Raw genomic sequence first — 18,636 nt, 5'->3', positions numbered from 1 at the left:
GGATTTTTTGAATGTCGCAGAAATTTGACGTAGTAGTGATTGGCGCGGGCCCTGGCGGTTACGTGGCCGCCATCAAAGCAGCGCAATTGGGCCTTTCCACTGCCTGCATCGAGAAATACACCGACAAGGAAGGCAAACTGGCCCTCGGCGGTACCTGCCTGAACGTCGGCTGCATTCCATCCAAGGCGCTGCTGGACAGCTCCTGGAAGTTCCACGAAGCCCAAGACGGCTTCGCGATCCACGGTATCAACCACGCTGGCGTAACCATGGACGTGCCAGCAATGGTCGGCCGTAAAGCCAACATCGTCAAAGGCCTGACCTCGGGTGTTGCCACCCTGTTCAAGGCCAACGGCGTGACCTCGATCCAGGGCCACGGCAAACTGCTGGCCGGCAAGAAAGTCGAAGTCACCAAGCCTGACGGTTCGGTAGAAATCATTGAAGCCGAAAACGTGATTCTGGCTCCAGGTTCGCGTCCGATCGACATTCCGCCAGCTCCGGTTGACCAGAATGTGATCGTCGATTCGACTGGCGCGCTGGAATTCCAGTCCGTGCCAAAACGTCTGGGCGTGATCGGCGCTGGCGTGATCGGTCTGGAACTGGGTTCGGTCTGGTCGCGTCTGGGTGCAGAAGTGACTGTCCTGGAAGCCCTGGACACCTTCCTGATGGCAGCGGACACCGCTGTTTCCAAGGAAGCGCTGAAAACCCTGACCAAACAAGGTCTGGACATCAAGCTGGGTGCTCGCGTTACCGGTTCCAAAGTGAACGGTGACGAAGTCGTTGTGAACTACACCGATGCCAACGGCGAACAAAACATCACATTCGACAAGCTAATCGTAGCCGTTGGTCGCCGTCCGGTGACCACTGATTTGCTGGCTGCTGATTGCGGTGTGACCCTGGACGAGCGCGGTTTCGTGCACGTTGACGATCACTGCGCCACCACCGTACCGGGCGTTTACGCCATCGGTGACGTGGTTCGCGGCATGATGCTGGCACACAAGGCCTCGGAAGAGGGCATCATGGTCGTTGAGCGCATCAAGGGCCACAAAGCCCAGATGAACTATGACTTGATCCCGTCAGTTATTTATACTCACCCGGAAATCGCGTGGGTCGGCAAAACCGAGCAGACCTTGAAGGCTGAAGGCGTTGAAGTTAACGTTGGCACCTTCCCGTTCGCAGCCAGTGGCCGTGCCATGGCAGCCAACGACACCGGCGGTTTCGTGAAAGTCATTGCCGATGCCAAGACTGACCGCGTATTGGGCGTCCACGTGATTGGCCCGAGCGCTGCAGAACTGGTTCAGCAGGGCGCGATCGGTATGGAATTCGGCACCAGCGCTGAAGACCTGGGCATGATGGTTTTCTCCCATCCGACCCTGTCTGAAGCCTTGCATGAAGCAGCTTTGGCTGTGAATGGCGGCGCCATCCACATCGCCAACCGCAAGAAGCGTTAAGACAATAAGAAACCACGGCGGTACGGCCCGTCGTGAGCCTTGCGTGCAAGACTCACCGCGGAATGTCCGCTGGACGCAGTCTTGCGTAGCTGCACCGGGTGACCGGAAAGCTACGCAAGCAGCAGTCACAGGTGGTGCGGCACCAGAACGGTGCAGCACCGAATGCGCAGTACCTAACGAAGACGGTAATAAGCATGAATCTTCACGAGTATCAGGGTAAGCAGCTGTTCGCTGAATACGGCCTGCCAGTTTCCACCGGCTACGCAGTAGACACCCCGGAAGCAGCAGCAGAAGCTTGCGACAAAATCGGCGGCACCGAGTGGGTTGTCAAAGCCCAGGTCCACGCTGGTGGTCGCGGTAAAGCGGGCGGCGTAAAGCTGGTTCGCAGCAAAGAAGACGCCAAAGCATTCGCTCAACAGTGGTTGGGCAAGCGTCTGGTGACTTACCAGACTGATGCCAATGGCCAGCCAGTCACCAAGATCCTGGTTGAATCGTGCACTGATATCGCTAAAGAGCTGTACCTGGGCGCTGTCGTTGACCGTTCGAGCCGTCGCATCGTGTTCATGGCTTCCACCGAAGGTGGCGTGGACATCGAGAAAATCGCTCACGACACCCCTGAGAAAATCCTCAAGGCTACTATCGATCCACTGGTTGGCGCTCAGCCATTCCAGGGTCGCGAGCTGGCTTTCCAGCTGGGCCTGGAAGGCAAGCAAGTTGCTCAGTTCGCCAAGATCTTCGTAGGTCTGGCCAAGCTGTTCAAGGATCACGACCTGGCTCTGCTGGAAGTGAACCCGCTGGTGATCAAGGCTGACGGCGATCTGCATTGCCTCGACGCCAAGATCAACATCGACGCCAACGCCATGTACCGTCAGCCTAAGCTGAAGACTTTCCACGATCCGTCGCAAGACGATCCGCGCGAAGCGCACGCTGCCAAGTTCGAACTGAACTACGTAGCACTGGAAGGCAACATCGGTTGCATGGTCAACGGTGCTGGCCTGGCCATGGGTACCATGGACATCGTCAACCTGCATGGCGGCAAGCCAGCCAACTTCCTCGACGTGGGCGGCGGTGCTACCAAAGAACGCGTGACCGAAGCGTTCAAGATCATCCTGTCCGACACTAACGTCGCTGCAGTACTGGTCAACATCTTCGGCGGCATCGTTCGTTGCGACATGATTGCCGAAGGCATCATCGGCGCGGTGAAAGAAGTCGGCGTGAAAATCCCGGTTGTTGTTCGCCTTGAAGGCAACAACGCTGAGCTGGGCGCTAAAGTACTGGCAGAAAGCGGTTTGAACATCATCGCTGCTACCAGCCTGACCGACGCTGCTCAACAAGTTGTCAAAGCTGCGGAGGGCAAATAATGAGCGTCCTGATCAATAAAGACACCAAAGTTATCTGCCAGGGTATTACCGGTTCGCAAGGTAGTTTCCACACCCAGCAAGCCATCGAATACGGCACCCAGATGGTGGGTGGCGTAACGCCTGGCAAAGGCGGCACCGAGCATCTGGGTCTGCCAGTGTTCAACACCGTGAAAGACGCTGTAGCTGCCACTGGCGCCACCGCCAGCGTGATCTACGTTCCAGCTCCTTTCTGCAAGGACTCCATCCTGGAAGCGGCATTCGGCGGCATCAAGCTGATCGTGTGCATCACCGAAGGCATTCCTACCCTGGACATGCTGGACGCTAAAGTTAAGTGCGACGAGCTGGGCGTAGTCCTGATCGGCCCTAACTGCCCAGGCGTGATCACTCCAGGCGAATGCAAGATCGGCATCATGCCAGGTCACATTCATTTGCCAGGCAAGGTCGGTATCGTTTCCCGTTCCGGCACCCTGACTTACGAAGCCGTGAAGCAGACCACTGACGCCGGTTTCGGTCAGTCCACTTGCGTCGGCATCGGTGGTGACCCGATCCCAGGCTCCAACTTCATCGACATCCTGAAGCTGTTCCAGGAAGACCCGAAGACCGAAGCGATCGTGATGATCGGTGAGATCGGCGGTTCGGCTGAAGAAGAAGCGGCTGCCTACATCAAGGCTCACGTGACCAAGCCGGTTGTTTCCTACATCGCTGGTGTGACTGCTCCTCCGGGCAAGCGCATGGGCCATGCTGGCGCAATCATCTCTGGCGGCAAAGGCACTGCAGACGAGAAATTCGCTGCTCTGCAAGACGCAGGCGTAAAAACCGTGCGTTCGCTGGCAGACATCGGCAAGGCCCTGGCCGAGCTGACTGGCTGGGCTGTCAAGTAAGCCTCGCGCTTAACTGACGCTTCACCAAACAAAGGCCACCCTCGGGTGGCCTTTGTCATTTCCAAAGATCAAAAGATCGCAGCCTTCGGCAGCTCCTACAGTTGGAATGCGATCCCATGTAGGAGCTGCCGAAGGCTGCGATCTTTTGATCTTCAAGGAAAATTAGATATGTAAACGCGACATTGAAATGTCGTGTATCGGATAGTTCGCCCTGTAACAGTGCGTTTGTCGTGCGAATTCGTTAGGCTAGCAGCCATTTTTGCGTCCGCGGCCCACAAGGCAGCGACGCGCTAAACGGGTTAGTCCTATACGGGCCGACAGCATTTCCCTCACCCATAAGGGAAATCCCTCTCTAAATTCCGATTCAGTAGTGTGGTATTTCCTTAATGAAAGTGTTGAAAGGCCAGGACATCCTGGCACTGGGTTTTATGACATTTGCCCTGTTCGTCGGGGCTGGCAACATCATCTTCCCGCCTATCGTCGGTTTGCAGTCCGGGCCTAATGTCTGGATGGCGGCGCTGGGTTTTCTGGTCACAGCGGTCGGTTTGCCGGTGATCACCGTTGTCGCCCTGGCCAAGGTCGGTGGTGCAATGGATGCCTTGAGCAGCCCGATCGGTAAAATCGCCGGTGGCCTGCTGGCAGCGGCGTGCTACCTCGCCGTCGGCCCGTTGTTCGCGACGCCGCGCACTGCGACCGTGTCGTTCGAAGTGGGCCTGGCGCCACTGACTGGCGAGAGCCCGCTGGCGTTGTTTCTCTATAGCTCGGTGTACTTCCTGGTGGTGTTCTTCATTTCGCTCTACCCGGGCCGCCTGCTCGACACCGTCGGACGTTTCCTTGCACCGCTGAAGATCATCGCCCTGGCCGTTCTGGGCATCGCCGCGTTTGCGTTGCCGGCTGGTGATATTGGCGTGGCCACCCCTGAATATGTCACAGCACCGTTCTCCCAGGGCTTTATCAATGGTTACCTGACCATGGATACCCTGGGTGCGCTGGTATTTGGCATCGTTATTGTCAATGCGATCCGCTCCCGTGGCGTGGAATCACCGGCCTTGATCACCCGTTACGCGATCATCGCCGGTCTGATTGCCGGCGTGGGCCTGGCGCTGGTTTATGTCAGTCTGTTCCGTCTCGGCTCGGGCAGCCATGAAGTGGCGGCCGGTGCTGCCAATGGCGCGGCGGTACTGCACGCGTATGTCCAGCACACGTTTGGTTCGTTGGGCAGCGGTTTCCTTGCGGTGCTGATTTCCCTGGCCTGCCTGGTGACGGCAGTCGGTCTGACGTGCGCTTGTGCCGAATACTTCAGCCGTGTACTGCCACTGTCCTACAAGACGCTGGTGATCATCCTGGCTGCGTTTTCCCTGTTGGTGTCCAACCTGGGCCTCACCAAACTGATCGCGTTCTCGATCCCGGTACTGACCGCCATCTATCCGCCGTGCATTGCCCTGGTAGCGCTGAGCTTCTGCAAGGATTTCTGGCATGAGCAAGGCCGCATCGTTGGTCCGGTGATGCTGGTGTCGTTCATCTTCGGTCTGATCGATGCCCTCAAGGGTGCCGGTCTGGCCGATTGGATGCCGTCCCAGCTGACACACCTGCCACTGAGTGAGCAGGGTCTGGCGTGGCTGGTGCCGGCGGTCATGACTCTGGTGGTCGCGGTGGTTTGCGATCGTCTGTTGGGCAAGCGCGCCGAAGCGCTGGCCTAAGCTTTGGCCCGCCACAAGCGGGCCTCGAACTGCTTTCCTGGCAAAAATGAAAATGCCCCGTATCAATCGATACGGGGCATTTTTTATGCGTGTGATGCAGTGTCTTTTTCCTTGAGCTAACGTCGAAGCATTGCCAAATCTAATGTGGGAGCGAGCCCACTCGCGATGGCGGCTTTACATTCAATAGATGCGTAGGCTGATCTACCGCCATCGCGAGCAGGCTCGCTCCCACAGGTTTCAGTTCTCCGAAAACGCACCACAAGGACCTGCATGTCGTTCATCCACGCCAATCTGATCCACATCCTCGCCGCGCTCTGGTTTGTTATCTGCTGGGGTGGCTACACCCGTTACGCAACATGGAAAGGCCGCGACACTGCATGCCTGGCCAGTGTGTTGCATCTGTATCGCGAAGACTGGATGCGCCGCATGCTGTTGCGCGACAACCGCATTGCTGATGCCAGCGTGATCGGTAACCTGGAGCGCAATGCCTCGTTCTTCGCATCCAGTACGTTGATTATCCTGGCCGGTATTCTCACGGTATTAGGGGCGTCCGATAGAGCCGTGTCGTTGCTGGCGGATATCCCGATGGTGCAACAGGCTTCCCAGGGCATGTCGGAGATTAAGTTGTTATGCCTGGCGCTGGTGTTTGTCTATGCGTTCTTTACGTTCAGCTGGTGCATGCGTCAGTACAACTTTGCGGCCATTCTCGTGGGGTCGGCACCCATGATCGGCGAGCGCCATGTGTCCGAGCAAGAGCGTAAAGCCTTCGCTTCCCGTGCCGCCCGTGTCATCTCCATGGCGGCCAACCAGTTCAACTTCGGTCTGCGTTCCTATTACTTCGGTATGACCATGCTGGCGTGGTTCGTCAGCCCCTGGTTGTTCATGTTGATGAGTGCCGGCGTCGTGCTGGTGTTGTATCGCCGCGAGTTTCACTCCGACGTTCTCGATGTGATGGTCTATACCCCCACAGAGGCGCCATTGCCTGAAGTTAACAAGGAGGCTGCTTGATGAGTATTCCGTTCTGGTGTGTGTTTATCAGCGCATTATTGATTTTCCTGGCAAAGATCCCGGTGGCCAAAGCCATGAACGAGCAGGGTGGTTACAACAATCACCTGCCGCGTCAACAACAGGCGCAACTTACAGGCTTCGGTGCCCGTGCATTGGCAGCCCATCAAAACAGTTTCGAGGCGTTCATGATCTTTGCGGTGGGGGTGTTGATGGCGCACACCACGCAGACGGCGGGATGGCTGATCGATGCGCTGGCGATCATCTTTGTGATCGCACGTATCTTTTACCTGTTGTGCTATTGGGTGGATCTGGCCTGGCAGCGCAGTCTGGTGTGGTTTGTCGGCTTAGTGTCTTCGTTGCTGCTGATGATTAGTCCGACTTTTAGGGCGATTTTGCTCTAAGGCTGCACGCCAAACAAAAGCCGCAGACAAAAGAAAACCCGCACTTGGCGGGTTTTCTTTTATCACTAAAAACGCTTTTAGTTTTTAGGAGCTTCTGGCGCGGCTTCTTTTGTCGCTGCTGCGTTCGATTCGGCCTGAGCTTTGGCAGCTTCGGCGTTTTCTTTTGCTGCCTCGTTCACTTTATCCTGAGCTTCACCCATTTTTTCCTGAGCTTGCTCAGCATGTTTGGTGGCTTCTTGAGCTTTGTCCTCGGATTTTTTATCGCAGGCAGCGAGACCGAGGGAAGCGGTCAACATCAAGGCAATAGCTAAAGTCTTACGCATGGGGTGTTTCTCCTGATGGAAAGTATCTACTGGCCTTTCGAACGCAGCGATCAGGGTTAAGTTCCTTAATTCGCACAGATATATAAGTTTGTTTTTCTACGGAACTTTTACCCATTAGCCTGCTACTTTTCCGGGGCACTAAGAAGAGTTTAATCCAATGGCCGAAAACCCCGTTTTTGAGCGTGCGACGCGATTCCTGTCGGCATTGCGGCATTGTCAGGTCCTCGGTTTGCGCGTTCACAGCGCCAGCAGCGAAGGATTGACGGTGATTCTGCCGTACAGCCCGCAAATCGTCGGCAATCGGCAAACCGGGGTGATCCATGGCGCAGCGTTGACCTCACTGATGGACACCGCCTGCGGCATGGCTACCCTTTGTGTGTTGCCCGAATTCGAAGTCTGTCCGACGCTCGACTTGCGCATCGACTACATGCACGCCGCCGAGCCGCACAAGGATGTGTATGGCTTCGCCCAATGCTACCGAGTGACCACCGATGTCATCTTCACGCGCGGTTTTGCTTATCAAGATGACCCCGAACAGCCCATCGCCCATGTGGTGGGTACCTTCATGCGCATGGGCAAGGGCGTCAAAGGCACCAAAGGCTTTGCCGGTGCCATTGCGGGAGGTGCGAAATGACCGACGCGTTCAACGAGCAGCTTCAAAAGGCCCATGCGCAGGGGGACTACGCCTCGCTGCTGGACCTGATTCCCTATGCCAGACTGATTGGCGTCGAATGTTCGCGGGTGGGTGATGAACTGCTGTTCCGTCTGCCGGCGAACAAAGACAACATTGGTAATCCTTTATTGCCAGCAATTCACGGCGGGGTGATTGCCGGGTTCATGGAGCTCTCGGCGGCATTGCACCTGCTGATCTTCACCGGCTCGTCCAGTGTGCCGAAGATTATCGACTTCTCCATCGATTACCTGCGCGCGGGGCAATTTCGCGATACCTGGGCCAAATGCCAGGTGTGCCGACAGGGGCGCCGGGTGGCAAACGTGGCGATTACCGCCTGGCAAAGCACTGAAGTCGAGCCCATTGCGACGGCCCGCGCTCATTTCAAAATAGAACAGCCCTTGAAATCCTGATCACAGCCCCCAACTCTGAGGACAACCCGCCGTCGACCCTCAAGGTCGCGGCTTATGCCATCTGATTGGAGTTTGATGACCATGAGTGTGGAAACTCAAAAGGAAACCCTGGGCTTCCAGACCGAGGTGAAGCAACTGCTGCACCTCATGATCCATTCGCTGTATTCCAACAAGGAAATTTTCCTTCGCGAATTGATCTCGAACGCCTCTGACGCTGTCGACAAATTACGCTTTGAAGCGCTGGCCAAGCCTGACTTGCTGGAAGGCGGCGCGGAACTGAAAATCCGTGTGAGCTTCGACAAAGACGCTAAAACCGTCACCCTCGAAGACAACGGCATCGGCATGAGCCGTGAAGACGCGGTGACCCACCTGGGCACTATCGCAAAGTCCGGCACTGCCGATTTCATGAAACACTTGTCTGGCGATCAGAAAAAAGACTCGCACCTGATCGGTCAATTCGGGGTCGGTTTTTACTCGGCCTTCATCGTCGCCGATAAAGTTGACGTATTCAGCCGCCGTGCCGGCCTCGCTGCCAGCGAAGGTGTGCACTGGTCATCCAAAGGCGAAGGCGAATTCGAAATCGCCACCGTCGAGAAGGCTGACCGCGGTACGCGCATTGTCCTGCACCTGAAATCCGGTGAAGACGAGTTCGCCGATGGTTGGCGTCTGCGCAACATCATCAAGAAGTACTCCGACCATATCGCCTTGCCGATCGAGTTGCCCAAAGAAGTGGCGGCCGTCGAAGGCGAAGACAAGCCTGCCGTTGAATGGGAAACCGTCAACCGCGCCAGCGCTCTGTGGACTCGCCCTCGTACTGAAATCAAGGACGAGGAATACCAGGAGTTCTACAAACACGTTGCTCATGATTTCGAAAACCCGCTGAGCTGGAGCCACAACAAGGTCGAAGGCAAGCTGGAGTACACCTCGCTGCTTTATGTGCCGACCCGTGCTCCGTTCGACCTGTACCAGCGTGAAGCGTCGAAAGGTCTGAAGCTGTACGTGCAGCGTGTGTTCGTCATGGATCAGGCTGAGTCGTTCCTGCCGCTGTACCTGCGCTTCATCAAAGGCGTGGTCGACTCCAACGATCTGTCGCTGAACGTGTCGCGGGAAATCCTGCAGAAAGACCCGATCATCGATTCGATGAAGTCGGCGCTGACCAAGCGCGTCCTGGACATGCTGGAAAAACTGGCGAAGAACGAGCCTGAGCAATACAAAGGCTTCTGGAAGAACTTCGGTCAGGTCATGAAAGAAGGCCCGGCAGAAGATTTCGCCAACAAAGAAAAAATTGCTGGCCTGCTGCGTTTCGCGTCCACTCAGGGCGATGACGGCGAGCAAGTTGTAGGTCTGGCCGACTACCTGGCCCGCGCCAAGGAAGGTCAGGACAAGATTTACTACCTGACTGGCGAAACCTACGCGCAAGTCAAAAACAGCCCGCACCTGGAAGTCTTCCGCAAGAAAGGCATTGAAGTGCTGCTGCTGACCGACCGCATCGACGAGTGGCTGATGAGCTACCTCACCGACTTCGACGGCAAGAGCTTTGTCGACGTGGCACGCGGTGACCTGGACCTCGGTAACCTGGATTCGGAAGAAGACAAGAAAGCCGCAGAAGAAGTCGCCAAGTCCAAAGAAGGCCTGGTTGAGCGTCTGAAGACGGCATTGGGCGACTCCGTTGCTGAAGTGCGGGTGTCCCATCGTCTGACCGATTCCCCGGCGATTCTGGCCATCGGCGAGCAGGACCTGGGCCTGCAAATGCGTCAGATCCTGGAAGCCAGCGGTCAGAAGGTTCCGGATTCGAAGCCGATCTTCGAATTCAACCCGGCGCACCCGCTGATCGAGAAGCTCGACAATGAGCAGAGCGACGAGCGCTTCGGCGACCTGTCGCACATTCTGTTCGATCAGGCGGCCCTGGCGGCCGGCGACAGCTTGAAAGACCCCGCCGCTTATGTGCGCCGTCTGAACAAGCTGCTGGTTGAACTGTCGGTTTAACCGCGTTGTAAAAAAACCCGCTTCGGCGGGTTTTTTGATCGTTCCCACGCTCTGCGTGGGAATGCCTCTGGGGACGCTCCGCGTCCAGTGACGCGGAGCGTCACGGGCTGCAACCACGCAGAGCATGGGAACGATCAGCCGATCAATTACAGGGGCGTTGGCGGGCTTCGGTGTTTCGGCAGTTCGATCCGCTCGCTTTCCCCTGGCACTGTCGGCCAGTCCCCGGCCGCCCAACGCCGACGTGCTTCATCGATCAATGCCGGATCACTGGCCACGAAATTCCAGTTGATCCGCCGTGGCCCATCCAGCGGCGCACCGCCAAACAGCACGGCATGGCAGTCGCTTTCAGCGAACAGTGCCATCTCTTCACCGGCCGGCAACACCACCAGCGAGAGAGGTTCAATCAGCTCGCCATCCAGTTGCGCCTCGCCGCTCAACACATACAGTGCCCGTTCTTCATGCTCGGTGGGAATCAGCAATGTGGTCGCCGTTTGCAGGTTCAATTCGGCGTACAACGTAGGAGAAAGCACCGGGACCGGCGATTCGAGACAAAAGCCTGACCCGGCGATCATCCGTATCTTCACGCCCAGGTTATCGCTGACGGGCAGTGTGGCAGCCGGATGGTGGCTGTAATGTCCCGGACCGTGTTCATGATCCTGGGGCGACGCCAGCCATATCTGCAAGCCGTGCATCGTAAAGCCGCTTTCCTTCAATGCTTCGGGCGTGCGTTCGACGTGGGCGATTGCACTGCCGGCGGTCATCCAGCTGACATCACCGGCATTTACCACCTGATCGGAGCCAAGACTGTCCTTGTGCTGGATTTGCCCTTCGAACAGGTAGGTGAGGGTGGACAGGCCAATGTGCGGGTGCTGACGGATATTCATGCCTTTGCCCGCCGGGTAACGGGTTTCGAGCATGTGGTCGAAAAACACGAAAGGTCCGACGTTGCGGCATTTGGCTGACGGCAACGGGCGAAGAATCGGCTGGCCTTCGACATCTTCGGCGCGAGGGCGTATCACGAGTGGCGTGTTCATGGTGCATTCCAGGCTGAGCGGGTGACGCACGGAGCATAACCCGCTTGCGCAGCCCTTGCCGCTATTGGCTGAACGCACCTTCGGACAGATGGGTTTCGATGCTGACTTCGGAGGTGGTCATCAGCTTATGTACTGGGCAGCGGTCAGCCACACGATGCAGTTCGTCGCGCTGGGCATCGGTGAGCACGCCTTTTAGCGTGAGTTCGACGTGCAAGGTATATTTGCCTTTCTGCTCTTCACTGTTGTCGCGCTTGACCTCAACCTCGACGCCCGTCAGCGGGATGTTCTTTTTCCTGGCGTAGATTTTCAGCGTCAGGGCCTTACAGGCACCGAGGGCTGCATCGAAGTAGTCGTGGGGTTCAGGCGCGGAGCCTTCGCCGCCAGAGGTTTTCGGCACGTCGGCAAAGAGTTCGTGGTCATCGATCTGGACGCTGTGACGAAAACCTTCGGCGGAGACGGTATTGACGGTAACAGTCATAAGAAACCTCGCAGAGAATGGGAAAAGTCATTCGATCAAAAAAGACCCTGAAGTTATAGAGCATCCCTTCAAATTCGCGTTCCACTTTCTTGTTGGGGGATTCGACTAAGACGCAGAGCCTGTAGGAGCGAGGCTTGCCCGCGAAGAATGCACCGCGGTTTTTCAGGCATTACGCGTCATCGTTCTTCGCGGGCAAGCCTCGCTCCCACAGGATTTCACTGAGGTTGTCATCGTCCTGTCACCCCGGCGTCATACCCTCGCGCTCATCTCAATCAAGGAGCGCACTATGCATCTCACCCGCTTAATCGCCTTGGCCACAATGATGTTCATCAGTGGCCTGGCCAATGCCGAAGTCCGAATCGAAGGCCCGGTGGAATACGGCGTGTTCGCTGGCCCGAAAGCGGAACTGCAATCGGGCGAGCGAGTGTTGCGTCGCAGCAATGAACAGATCCGGCAGACCGAAATCGTTCCCGCCAAACTCGGCACCAAATTCGGTATGCGTTACCAGTTGGCTGGCAAGGTCGCTGAAGACCAGCCGTTGACCTTGCTCTATTTCACCCCGGGCATCCGAACTCCGGATGGCGTGCGTCACGACAAACTGGAAGTCACTCAAAAACTGGTGCCCGATGCTCCCCAAGACGTGATGGCCTTCGAGTTCACCGAAAGCCACGAAGTCGTTCCCGGCGAGTGGCGGTTCATGGTGTTCCAGGGCGATCGTCTGCTGGCCCAGCAGCGTTTTACCGTGCGCTGATCGTTCTCTCGACCAACCAAACGCCAGACGAAAAAAAGCCCCGCGTTTGCGGGGCTTTCATGTGGGTGCGGATCAGCTGCCTTTGACCGGCTTGCCGTTGACCGTGCCGTCGAGGAGCATGATGTTGTACTCCTTGCCATCGGTTTCGACTTGTTGCAGACGGACCAGCAGGTAATCCCAATCCTTGGCGAACCACAGCACCGTGATGCGCTTGCTTTGGGTCGGGTCGCGCACTCGCTCGACTTTGATCGCATCGATCTGGCCGGCCTTGGTGTCGACTTTTTCCGAACCCAGCACGCGGAAGTCATAGGTATCGACTTCGCCGTCATCGACGACCTGATAGCTCATGCTTTTCTTGCCGGCGGCCACATCATGCTGCAGCGCCAGTTGATAGGTGGACTTGTCGACCATGCCGCGATTGAGCGGCAGCTTGACGGCGTCACCGCGATCGGTGCCGGTGACCATCTTGTTGGTCCAGTCGAAGTCCAGATCGACCTTCTTGGCTTTGCCCAGGCCGCCACGTTCGAAGCGGTAGGACTGCGGCAGCAGAGCGTCCTTGTCCAGGGTCAGGGTGCTTTCTTCGGTCAGGCTGGCGATCATCATCGACGCCTTGAAGCTGAGTTTCCAGACACCGTTGGCGCCCTTGGTCAGGCTGCGCTCGGCGGTGCCGCTCATGGGCAGTTGCTTCCAGTCGGCGGTGTAGCTGGCGGAGAAGGGTTGAAGGTCTGCGGCCTGCGCAAACGGCAGGGCGAGCAGAGCGCAAGCGAAGAGCAGGGCGCGACGCATAAAATCTCCTAGGTTCGAATCAAGTGGCCGCTGGCCGCGAGTAACTGTCCGTCCAGTAAAGCACCTTGTTCACCCAGTGATAAACGACCTTCGGCAAACCAGCGTACGGCCATCGGGTAGATCAGGTGTTCCTGGGTATGGACTCGCTGCGCCAGACTCTGCGGCGAATCGTGCAACTCTACCGGTATTACTGCCTGTACGACCAGTGGTCCGCCATCGAGTTCCTCGGTGACGAAGTGCACCGAACAGCCATGTTCAGTGTCGCCGGCCTCCAGCGCGCGCTGATGGGTGTGTAACCCTTTGTATTTTGGCAGCAGCGAGGGGTGGATATTGAGCAGGCGACCCTGATAGTGGCGCACGAAACCAGCGCTTAGAATGCGCATGAAACCGGCCAGTACCACGAGTTTGGGATTGAAGGCGTCGATCAGTTCGATCAGCGCGGCATCGAAGGCCTCGCGACCTTCGAAAGCCTTGTGATCCAGGGTGCGGGTATCAATACCCGCGTCCCTGGCGCGTTGCAGGCCGTAGGCGTCGGCGCGGTTGGAGATCACCGCAGCGATGCGAACCGGGCTGTCGCCGGTCCGCGTGCTGTCGATCAAGGCCTGCAAGTTACTGCCAGTGCCAGACAACAGCACCACCACATCACAGGTGTGGGACATCCGCTCTTGCATCAGTGTGCCTTGAGGTTTTTCAGTTCGACCTGGGCCGCGCCTTCGGCAGCGGTGGCGATCTGACCGATGACCCATGGTTGCTCGCCGGCTTCACGCAATACGTTCAACGCGGTTTCAACGTGCTCTTGCGCAACGCAGATAACCATGCCGACGCCGCAGTTCAGCACGCGGTGCATTTCGTTCTCGTCGACGTTGCCTTTCTCTTGCAGCCAGTCGAACACGGCAGGGCGGGTCCAGCTTGCAACGTCAACTACCGCTTGGGCGCCTTTTGGCAGAACGCGCGGGATGTTGTCCAGCAGGCCACCACCGGTGATGTGGGCCATGGCTTTGACGGCGCCGGTTTCTTTGATCAGCTTGAGCAGCGGCTTCACGTAGATGCGGGTCGGGGCCATCAGCAGGTCGGTCAGCGGTTTGCCATCCAGCTGGATGTTTTCGATGTCTGCACCGGACACTTCGATGATCTTGCGGATCAGCGAGTAGCCGTTGGAGTGCGGACCGGAAGACGGCAAAGCGAGCAGGGCATCGCCAGCAGCGACTTTGGAACCGTCGATGATTTCGGATTTTTCCACGACGCCGACGCAGAAGCCGGCCAGGTCGTAGTCTTCACCTTCGTACATGCCAGGCATTTCCGCGGTTTCGCCGCCGACCAGGGAGCAACCCGACAGTTCACAGCCGGCGCCGATGCCGGTTACAACCTGAGCGGCGGTGTCGACGTTCAGTTTGCCGGTGGCATAGTAGTCGAGGAAGAACAGCGGCTCGGCGCCGCAGACCACCAGATCGTTCACGCACATGGCAACCAGGTCGATGCCGATGCTGTCGTGCTTGTTCAGGTTCAGCGCCAGGCGCAGCTTGGTGCCGACGCCGTCAGTGCCCGAAACCAGTACCGGTTGCTTGTAGCCGGCCGGGATTTCGCAGAGGGCGCCGAAACCGCCCAGGCCGCCCATGACTTCCGGGCGCGCAGTGCGCTTGGCGACGCTCTTGATGCGTTCGACCAATGCTTCACCGGCGTCGATGTCTACACCGGCGTCCTTGTAGCTCAGGGAGGGTTGCTTGCTCATGATCCAGGCCTTTAGGGGGGATTCAGGGGTAACGACCGAGTCCAGTGGGGCCACTGAAGCTGGCGAAGGGCAATTGCCGTACGCGAATTTCAGGGCGCCCGGCTGTTGCCGGTCTGCGAAGGCGCGCGATTTTATCAGGCTTGAGGGGCAGCGGCCATCCTCGTGCCGACGGGCAGGGGCATATCGCGTTAAAAAAACCCATATTGCCCGTGTTGGTGGCGTCACGGATGGCTGTATAAGGTATCGACGCTAACCGTCTATCGTTATGACAGTGCGAAAACTTACCGGGGTCGGGTGAATGTTTTGCTTGAGCCTGTGGTCAACAGACCCTTGGTTCAATCATCTTCACGCGGTCTGTTTCCAGCCGCTCTTGTCGTCAGGAATCTTTTTATGCGTTTTCTTAAATTCTTGTTCGTGGGCTGTTTGACCATGGTCAGCCTGACCGGTCATGCCGAAACCGTCAAAGGCCTCTATCAAGTGCGCGAGCCTGTCAGTAGCCAGACGCCGCAGGAGCGCGATGAGGCGACTCAGCGGGCGCTGGATACGTTGGTGTTACGCCTGACCGGCGACCCCAAGGCGGCGCAGAGCCCGGGGCTGGCGACCGTGCGTAAAGATCCTCAGCAGATCATCAGTCAGTTCGGATATGACGCCGGCCCACCTCAAGTGCTGAAAGTCGATTTCGACCCGGCCACCACTGAACAGGCCTTGCGGCGTGCCGGGTTGGCCGTGTGGGGGGCGAACCGGCCGTCGATTCTCGGTTGGTGGTTGAACGATTCCGCCGAAGGTTCGAACCTGGTCGGCGATGGCCAGGCCAGTGCCACGCCACTGCTTCGAGCAGCGCAACATCGTGGGCTGCCGCTGCGTTTGCCGCTGGCGGACCTGGATGAGCAGATTGTCGCCACTGCACCGAATCTGGAAAGTGCAGATCCGGCATCGCTGCGGGACGCATCCGACCGCTACAATGCCGACGCCTTGCTGGCGGTGCATGCCCGTGAAGAAGGTGGCCAATGGCAAGCCAAGTGGCGTTTGTGGTTGGGCGATCAGAAAGAAGCCGGTAGCGCGCAGGGCGCCGATACAGCCGCGCTGGCCGATGCGGTGATGCTGGCGGTCAGCCAACGCCTGGCGCCGCGTTTTGCCGCCAAACCGGGTGCTTCCAGCGAGCAGTTGCTGGAAGTGCAGGGGATGAGCCTGGAGCGTTATGCGGCGCTCGGGCGATTGCTGGAACCTTTTGGCGCACGCTTGCAAAGCGTTGATGGCGATCGCGTGCTTTATCGGGTCAACGGCAGTCCCGATCAGCTGCGGGCGCAGTTGTCCTTGGGCAGGTTGCAGGAAATCCCGGCCGGTGAGGCGCCGGCTCCGACCGCGCCGGTTCAGCCTGTTGCAGCGGGCTCGGCACCGGCCGTAGCGCCAACTGCGGCACCGACGCCGCAGTTACGTTTTCGCTGGTAGTTTTCCTTTATATAGAAGCAGGAGTGGTGCATGGCCGATACACGGCGTTGGTTCTGGCTCGGTGGGGTGGTCCTGCTTTGCGTATTTGTTTACCTGTTGCACCCGATCCTGACGCCTTTCCTGGTGGCGCTGTTGTTGGCGTATCTGTTCGACCCGCTGGTGGATCGGCTGGAAAAGCATGGGCTTTCGCGGACCTGGGGCGTGGTGGCGGTGTTTGCCTTGTTCACATTGCTCGTTACCGCGTTGTTGTTAGTGCTGGTACCGATGCTCGCCAAACAGCTGTTTCGCTTGTATGAGCTGACGCCGCAAATGCTCGACTGGTTGCAGCACACTGCCGTGCCGTGGGCGCAATCGAAGATGGGGTTGTCGGACGGCTTCTGGAAATTCGACAAGCTCAAGGCGGCATTCAGCGAGCACATGGGCCAGACCACCGATGTGGTCGGCGTGGTGCTGAGTCAGGCGACGGCTTCAGGTCTTGCGCTGATTGGCCTGCTGGCCAATCTGGTGCTGATTCCGGTGGTGAGTTTTTATCTGCTGCGCGACTGGGACCTGATGATGGCCAAGGTCCGCAGCCTGCTGCCCCGTGATCGTGAAGAGCGCGTCATGTCTTTGACGGGAGAGTGCCATGAAGTGCTAGGGGCTTTCGTGCGCGGGCAGTTGCTGGTGATGCTGGCGCTGGGTGTGATTTACGCCGCAGGCTTGATGATCGTCGGGTTGGAACTGGGGCTGTTGATCGGGCTGATTGCCGGTCTGGCGGCGATTGTGCCGTACATGGGGTTCGTCATCGGCATTGGTGCGGCATTGATTGCCGGCCTGTTCCAGTTCGGTGGCGATTTATATCCCTTGATCGGTATTGTCGCGGTATTCATGGTCGGCCAGGCGCTGGAAGGCATGGTCCTGACACCGTTGCTGGTCGGCGACCGGATCGGCCTGCATCCGGTGGCGGTGATCTTCGCCATCCTGGCTGGCGGCGAGCTGTTTGGTTTTACCGGTGTGTTGCTGGCATTGCCGGTAGCCGCGGTGATCATGGTCCTCCTGCGTCACGTACATGATTTGTACAAGGATTCGGATATCTACGGTGGTGTCGACGAATCCGCGCTGTAAGGGTTTTTGATCGTTCATGGTGGGCAGCCTGGTTTCGTGCCAGGTGTGCCCGTATCCCTCGTGCGGCTGTCACATGCGCCGCCAAAGAAACTGTCATAAAACCAGTGTGTTATCGCAAACCTTTGATTTTGCTTGTGGTCTGTCGCATTGTGCGGTCAGCCTCACGGGTATAAACTTCGCAAACTTTACACAGAGGCCACTAACGGTTCCTTGGGAACTGTTCAGTCAGCATGAAACCGATTCAGCTGCCCCTAGGTGTGCGTCTGCGTGATGACGCTACCTTTATCAATTACTACCCAGGCGCCAATGCCGCTGCACTCGGCTATGTCGAGCGGCTCTGCGAAGCCGACGCCGGCTGGACGGAAAGCCTGATTTACCTCTGGGGCAAGGACGGGGTCGGGCGCACGCATTTGTTGCAGGCGGCGTGTCTGCGCTTCGAACAACTGGGGGAGCGGGCGGTGTATCTGCCGTTGGCCGAATTGCTGGACCGCGGCATCGAAATCCTCGATCACCTTGAACAATACGAACTGGTCTGCCTGGACGATCTGCAGGCAGTCGCCGGCAAGGCGGATTGGGAAGAGGCGCTGTTCCATCTATTCAATCGCTTGCGTGACAGCGGCCGGCGTCTGTTGATTGCTGCCTCGACGTCCCCGCGTGAATTGCCGGTGAAGCTGGCGGACCTCAAATCGCGGCTGACCCTGGCACTCATCTTCCAGATGCGCCCACTTTCTGACGAAGACAAATTACGTGCCTTGCAGTTACGCGCATCCCGCCGTGGCCTGCACCTGACCGATGAAGTCGGGCATTTTATCTTGACCCGTGGTACCCGCAGCATGAGTGCGCTTTTCGAGCTGCTTGAGCGTCTCGATCAGGCTTCTCTTCAAGCTCAGCGCAAGCTGACAATCCCGTTCCTGAAAGAAACCCTGGGCTGGTAATCACCTGATCAACCCCAGGGTTTACCAGGGTTTCGGCATATTCCAGGCGTCAACAAATCCGCTTTCCTGCAAGAGGGCAGGCTGCGTAAAGGTTCAAAACGGGCTTAAGCGCTTAGATGTAAACGAGAAACGGATAAGTCACAAAAAGATCGATTGAATTTGCAAATGAGTTTGATAGC

General features: G+C 57.8%; 19 protein-coding genes. 13 read left to right on the top strand and 6 right to left on the bottom strand.

Features of this window, described 5'->3' with window-relative positions:
• Nucleotides 1-11: 11 nt before the first annotated feature.
• The 6 genes from lpdA to FHW68_RS24495 all read left to right on the top strand — a co-directional run bounded on the left by lpdA (nt 12) and on the right by FHW68_RS24495 (nt 6,799).
• Nucleotides 12-1,448, top strand: coding sequence for a dihydrolipoyl dehydrogenase (gene lpdA, locus FHW68_RS24520; RefSeq protein WP_095634530.1), 1,437 nt, complete (start codon nt 12-14; stop codon nt 1,446-1,448).
• 194 nt (nt 1,449-1,642) lie between these two features.
• On the top strand, nt 1,643-2,809 hold the full coding sequence (gene sucC, locus FHW68_RS24515) for an ADP-forming succinate--CoA ligase subunit beta (protein ID WP_007898980.1): 1,167 nt from the start codon (nt 1,643-1,645) through the stop codon (nt 2,807-2,809).
• Nucleotides 2,809-3,690 carry a succinate--CoA ligase subunit alpha gene (gene sucD / locus FHW68_RS24510; protein WP_095191616.1) on the top strand — a complete coding sequence of 294 codons (882 nt, stop codon included), beginning with the start codon at nt 2,809-2,811 and terminating at the stop codon, nt 3,688-3,690. The genes sucC and sucD overlap by 1 nt, the downstream gene beginning before the upstream one ends.
• 386 nt (nt 3,691-4,076) lie before the next feature.
• Nucleotides 4,077-5,390, top strand: a complete 1,314-nt coding sequence (brnQ, locus tag FHW68_RS24505) for a branched-chain amino acid transport system II carrier protein (protein ID WP_095634531.1) — start codon at nt 4,077-4,079, stop codon at nt 5,388-5,390.
• 270 nt (nt 5,391-5,660) lie between these two features.
• Entirely contained in the window at nt 5,661-6,398 is a 738-nt protein-coding gene (locus FHW68_RS24500; protein ID WP_095634532.1) for a DUF599 domain-containing protein, read from the top strand.
• Nucleotides 6,398-6,799 carry an MAPEG family protein gene (locus FHW68_RS24495; RefSeq protein WP_095634533.1) on the top strand — a complete coding sequence of 134 codons (402 nt, stop codon included), beginning with the start codon at nt 6,398-6,400 and terminating at the stop codon, nt 6,797-6,799. Before FHW68_RS24500 ends, FHW68_RS24495 begins: the two co-directional genes overlap by 1 nt.
• A gap of 77 nt (nt 6,800-6,876) precedes the next feature.
• On the opposite strand, the gene FHW68_RS24490 is transcribed toward FHW68_RS24495, so the two are convergent.
• Nucleotides 6,877-7,122 carry a hypothetical protein gene (locus FHW68_RS24490; protein WP_008071487.1) on the bottom strand — a complete coding sequence of 82 codons (246 nt, stop codon included), beginning with the start codon at nt 7,120-7,122 and terminating at the stop codon, nt 6,877-6,879.
• A 157-nt stretch (nt 7,123-7,279) separates the two neighbouring features.
• Between FHW68_RS24490 and FHW68_RS24485 the strand changes: the two genes are divergently transcribed.
• The 3 genes from FHW68_RS24485 to htpG all read left to right on the top strand — a co-directional run bounded on the left by FHW68_RS24485 (nt 7,280) and on the right by htpG (nt 10,191).
• Nucleotides 7,280-7,756 carry a PaaI family thioesterase gene (locus tag FHW68_RS24485; protein WP_183683515.1) on the top strand — a complete coding sequence of 159 codons (477 nt, stop codon included), beginning with the start codon at nt 7,280-7,282 and terminating at the stop codon, nt 7,754-7,756.
• Nucleotides 7,753-8,205: a PaaI family thioesterase gene (locus FHW68_RS24480; RefSeq protein WP_183683512.1), complete on the top strand. Its 453-nt coding sequence runs from the start codon at nt 7,753-7,755 to the stop codon at nt 8,203-8,205. The genes FHW68_RS24485 and FHW68_RS24480 overlap by 4 nt, the downstream gene beginning before the upstream one ends.
• Nucleotides 8,206-8,286: 81 nt before the next feature.
• Nucleotides 8,287-10,191 carry a molecular chaperone HtpG gene (htpG, locus tag FHW68_RS24475; protein ID WP_095634572.1) on the top strand — a complete coding sequence of 635 codons (1,905 nt, stop codon included), beginning with the start codon at nt 8,287-8,289 and terminating at the stop codon, nt 10,189-10,191.
• Between the two features lie 146 nt (nt 10,192-10,337).
• On the opposite strand, the gene FHW68_RS24470 is transcribed toward htpG, so the two are convergent.
• Together FHW68_RS24470 and FHW68_RS24465 are read right to left on the bottom strand one after the other, a co-directional pair.
• Nucleotides 10,338-11,225: a pirin family protein gene (locus FHW68_RS24470; RefSeq protein ID WP_183683510.1), complete on the bottom strand. Its 888-nt coding sequence runs from the start codon at nt 11,223-11,225 to the stop codon at nt 10,338-10,340.
• A gap of 61 nt (nt 11,226-11,286) precedes the next feature.
• A complete protein-coding gene (locus FHW68_RS24465; RefSeq protein ID WP_183683507.1) occupies nt 11,287-11,703 on the bottom strand; it encodes an OsmC family protein in 417 nt (138 codons plus the stop codon).
• Between the two features lie 286 nt (nt 11,704-11,989).
• Here FHW68_RS24465 and FHW68_RS24460 point away from each other — a divergent pair, with 286 nt between their 5' ends.
• Nucleotides 11,990-12,454 carry a DUF3859 domain-containing protein gene (locus tag FHW68_RS24460; protein WP_183683505.1) on the top strand — a complete coding sequence of 155 codons (465 nt, stop codon included), beginning with the start codon at nt 11,990-11,992 and terminating at the stop codon, nt 12,452-12,454.
• 72 nt (nt 12,455-12,526) lie between these two features.
• Here the strand turns inward: FHW68_RS24460 and FHW68_RS24455 are convergent, their stop codons facing one another.
• The 3 genes from FHW68_RS24455 to purM are packed head-to-tail and all read right to left on the bottom strand — an operon-like array spanning nt 12,527 to nt 14,969.
• Complete coding sequence (locus FHW68_RS24455) at nt 12,527-13,240, bottom strand: DUF3108 domain-containing protein (protein ID WP_183683503.1); 714 nt, start codon at nt 13,238-13,240, stop codon at nt 12,527-12,529.
• 8 nt (nt 13,241-13,248) lie between these two features.
• Nucleotides 13,249-13,899: a phosphoribosylglycinamide formyltransferase gene (gene purN, locus FHW68_RS24450; RefSeq protein WP_095634573.1), complete on the bottom strand. Its 651-nt coding sequence runs from the start codon at nt 13,897-13,899 to the stop codon at nt 13,249-13,251.
• 11 nt (nt 13,900-13,910) lie between these two features.
• Entirely contained in the window at nt 13,911-14,969 is a 1,059-nt protein-coding gene (purM, locus tag FHW68_RS24445) for a phosphoribosylformylglycinamidine cyclo-ligase (RefSeq protein WP_095634541.1), read from the bottom strand.
• Nucleotides 14,970-15,359: 390 nt separating this feature from the next.
• Between purM and FHW68_RS24440 the strand changes: the two genes are divergently transcribed.
• The 3 genes from FHW68_RS24440 to hda all read left to right on the top strand — a co-directional run bounded on the left by FHW68_RS24440 (nt 15,360) and on the right by hda (nt 18,457).
• Nucleotides 15,360-16,418 carry a DUF2066 domain-containing protein gene (locus FHW68_RS24440; protein WP_183683501.1) on the top strand — a complete coding sequence of 353 codons (1,059 nt, stop codon included), beginning with the start codon at nt 15,360-15,362 and terminating at the stop codon, nt 16,416-16,418.
• Nucleotides 16,419-16,448: 30 nt separating this feature from the next.
• The gene (locus FHW68_RS24435) at nt 16,449-17,522 is read left to right on the top strand and encodes an AI-2E family transporter (protein ID WP_095634543.1); all 1,074 of its coding nucleotides are present in this window, start codon (nt 16,449-16,451) and stop codon (nt 17,520-17,522) included.
• A 230-nt stretch (nt 17,523-17,752) separates the two neighbouring features.
• Nucleotides 17,753-18,457, top strand: a complete 705-nt coding sequence (hda, locus tag FHW68_RS24430; RefSeq protein WP_095634544.1) for a DnaA regulatory inactivator Hda — start codon at nt 17,753-17,755, stop codon at nt 18,455-18,457.
• Nucleotides 18,458-18,636: the final 179 nt, after the last annotated feature.

This window comes from Pseudomonas sp. Tn43 (assembly GCF_014192635.1).
Lineage (GTDB): Bacteria > Pseudomonadota > Gammaproteobacteria > Pseudomonadales > Pseudomonadaceae > Aquipseudomonas.
This window is presented reverse-complemented; position numbering and strand designations above follow the sequence as displayed.

Bases quoted from the DNA above. Each gene is read 5' to 3' on its own strand.
- lpdA (WP_095634530.1), top strand. From the start codon at position 12: ATGTCGCAGAAATTTGACGTAGTAGTGATTGGCGCGGGCCCTGGCGGT.
- FHW68_RS24480 (WP_183683512.1), top strand. From the start codon at position 7,753: ATGACCGACGCGTTCAACGAGCAGCTTCAAAAGGCCCATGCGCAGGGG.
- FHW68_RS24470 (WP_183683510.1), bottom strand. From the start codon at position 11,225: ATGAACACGCCACTCGTGATACGCCCTCGCGCCGAAGATGTCGAAGGC.
- htpG (WP_095634572.1), top strand. From the start codon at position 8,287: ATGAGTGTGGAAACTCAAAAGGAAACCCTGGGCTTCCAGACCGAGGTG.
- purN (WP_095634573.1), bottom strand. From the start codon at position 13,899: ATGTCCCACACCTGTGATGTGGTGGTGCTGTTGTCTGGCACTGGCAGT.
- sucD (WP_095191616.1), top strand. From the start codon at position 2,809: ATGAGCGTCCTGATCAATAAAGACACCAAAGTTATCTGCCAGGGTATT.
- FHW68_RS24440 (WP_183683501.1), top strand. From the start codon at position 15,360: ATGCGTTTTCTTAAATTCTTGTTCGTGGGCTGTTTGACCATGGTCAGC.
- FHW68_RS24435 (WP_095634543.1), top strand. From the start codon at position 16,449: ATGGCCGATACACGGCGTTGGTTCTGGCTCGGTGGGGTGGTCCTGCTT.
- FHW68_RS24460 (WP_183683505.1), top strand. From the start codon at position 11,990: ATGCATCTCACCCGCTTAATCGCCTTGGCCACAATGATGTTCATCAGT.
- FHW68_RS24455 (WP_183683503.1), bottom strand. From the start codon at position 13,240: ATGCGTCGCGCCCTGCTCTTCGCTTGCGCTCTGCTCGCCCTGCCGTTT.
- FHW68_RS24500 (WP_095634532.1), top strand. From the start codon at position 5,661: ATGTCGTTCATCCACGCCAATCTGATCCACATCCTCGCCGCGCTCTGG.
- FHW68_RS24495 (WP_095634533.1), top strand. From the start codon at position 6,398: ATGAGTATTCCGTTCTGGTGTGTGTTTATCAGCGCATTATTGATTTTC.
- purM (WP_095634541.1), bottom strand. From the start codon at position 14,969: ATGAGCAAGCAACCCTCCCTGAGCTACAAGGACGCCGGTGTAGACATC.
- sucC (WP_007898980.1), top strand. From the start codon at position 1,643: ATGAATCTTCACGAGTATCAGGGTAAGCAGCTGTTCGCTGAATACGGC.
- FHW68_RS24465 (WP_183683507.1), bottom strand. From the start codon at position 11,703: ATGACTGTTACCGTCAATACCGTCTCCGCCGAAGGTTTTCGTCACAGC.
- hda (WP_095634544.1), top strand. From the start codon at position 17,753: ATGAAACCGATTCAGCTGCCCCTAGGTGTGCGTCTGCGTGATGACGCT.
- FHW68_RS24490 (WP_008071487.1), bottom strand. From the start codon at position 7,122: ATGCGTAAGACTTTAGCTATTGCCTTGATGTTGACCGCTTCCCTCGGT.
- FHW68_RS24485 (WP_183683515.1), top strand. From the start codon at position 7,280: ATGGCCGAAAACCCCGTTTTTGAGCGTGCGACGCGATTCCTGTCGGCA.
- brnQ (WP_095634531.1), top strand. From the start codon at position 4,077: ATGAAAGTGTTGAAAGGCCAGGACATCCTGGCACTGGGTTTTATGACA.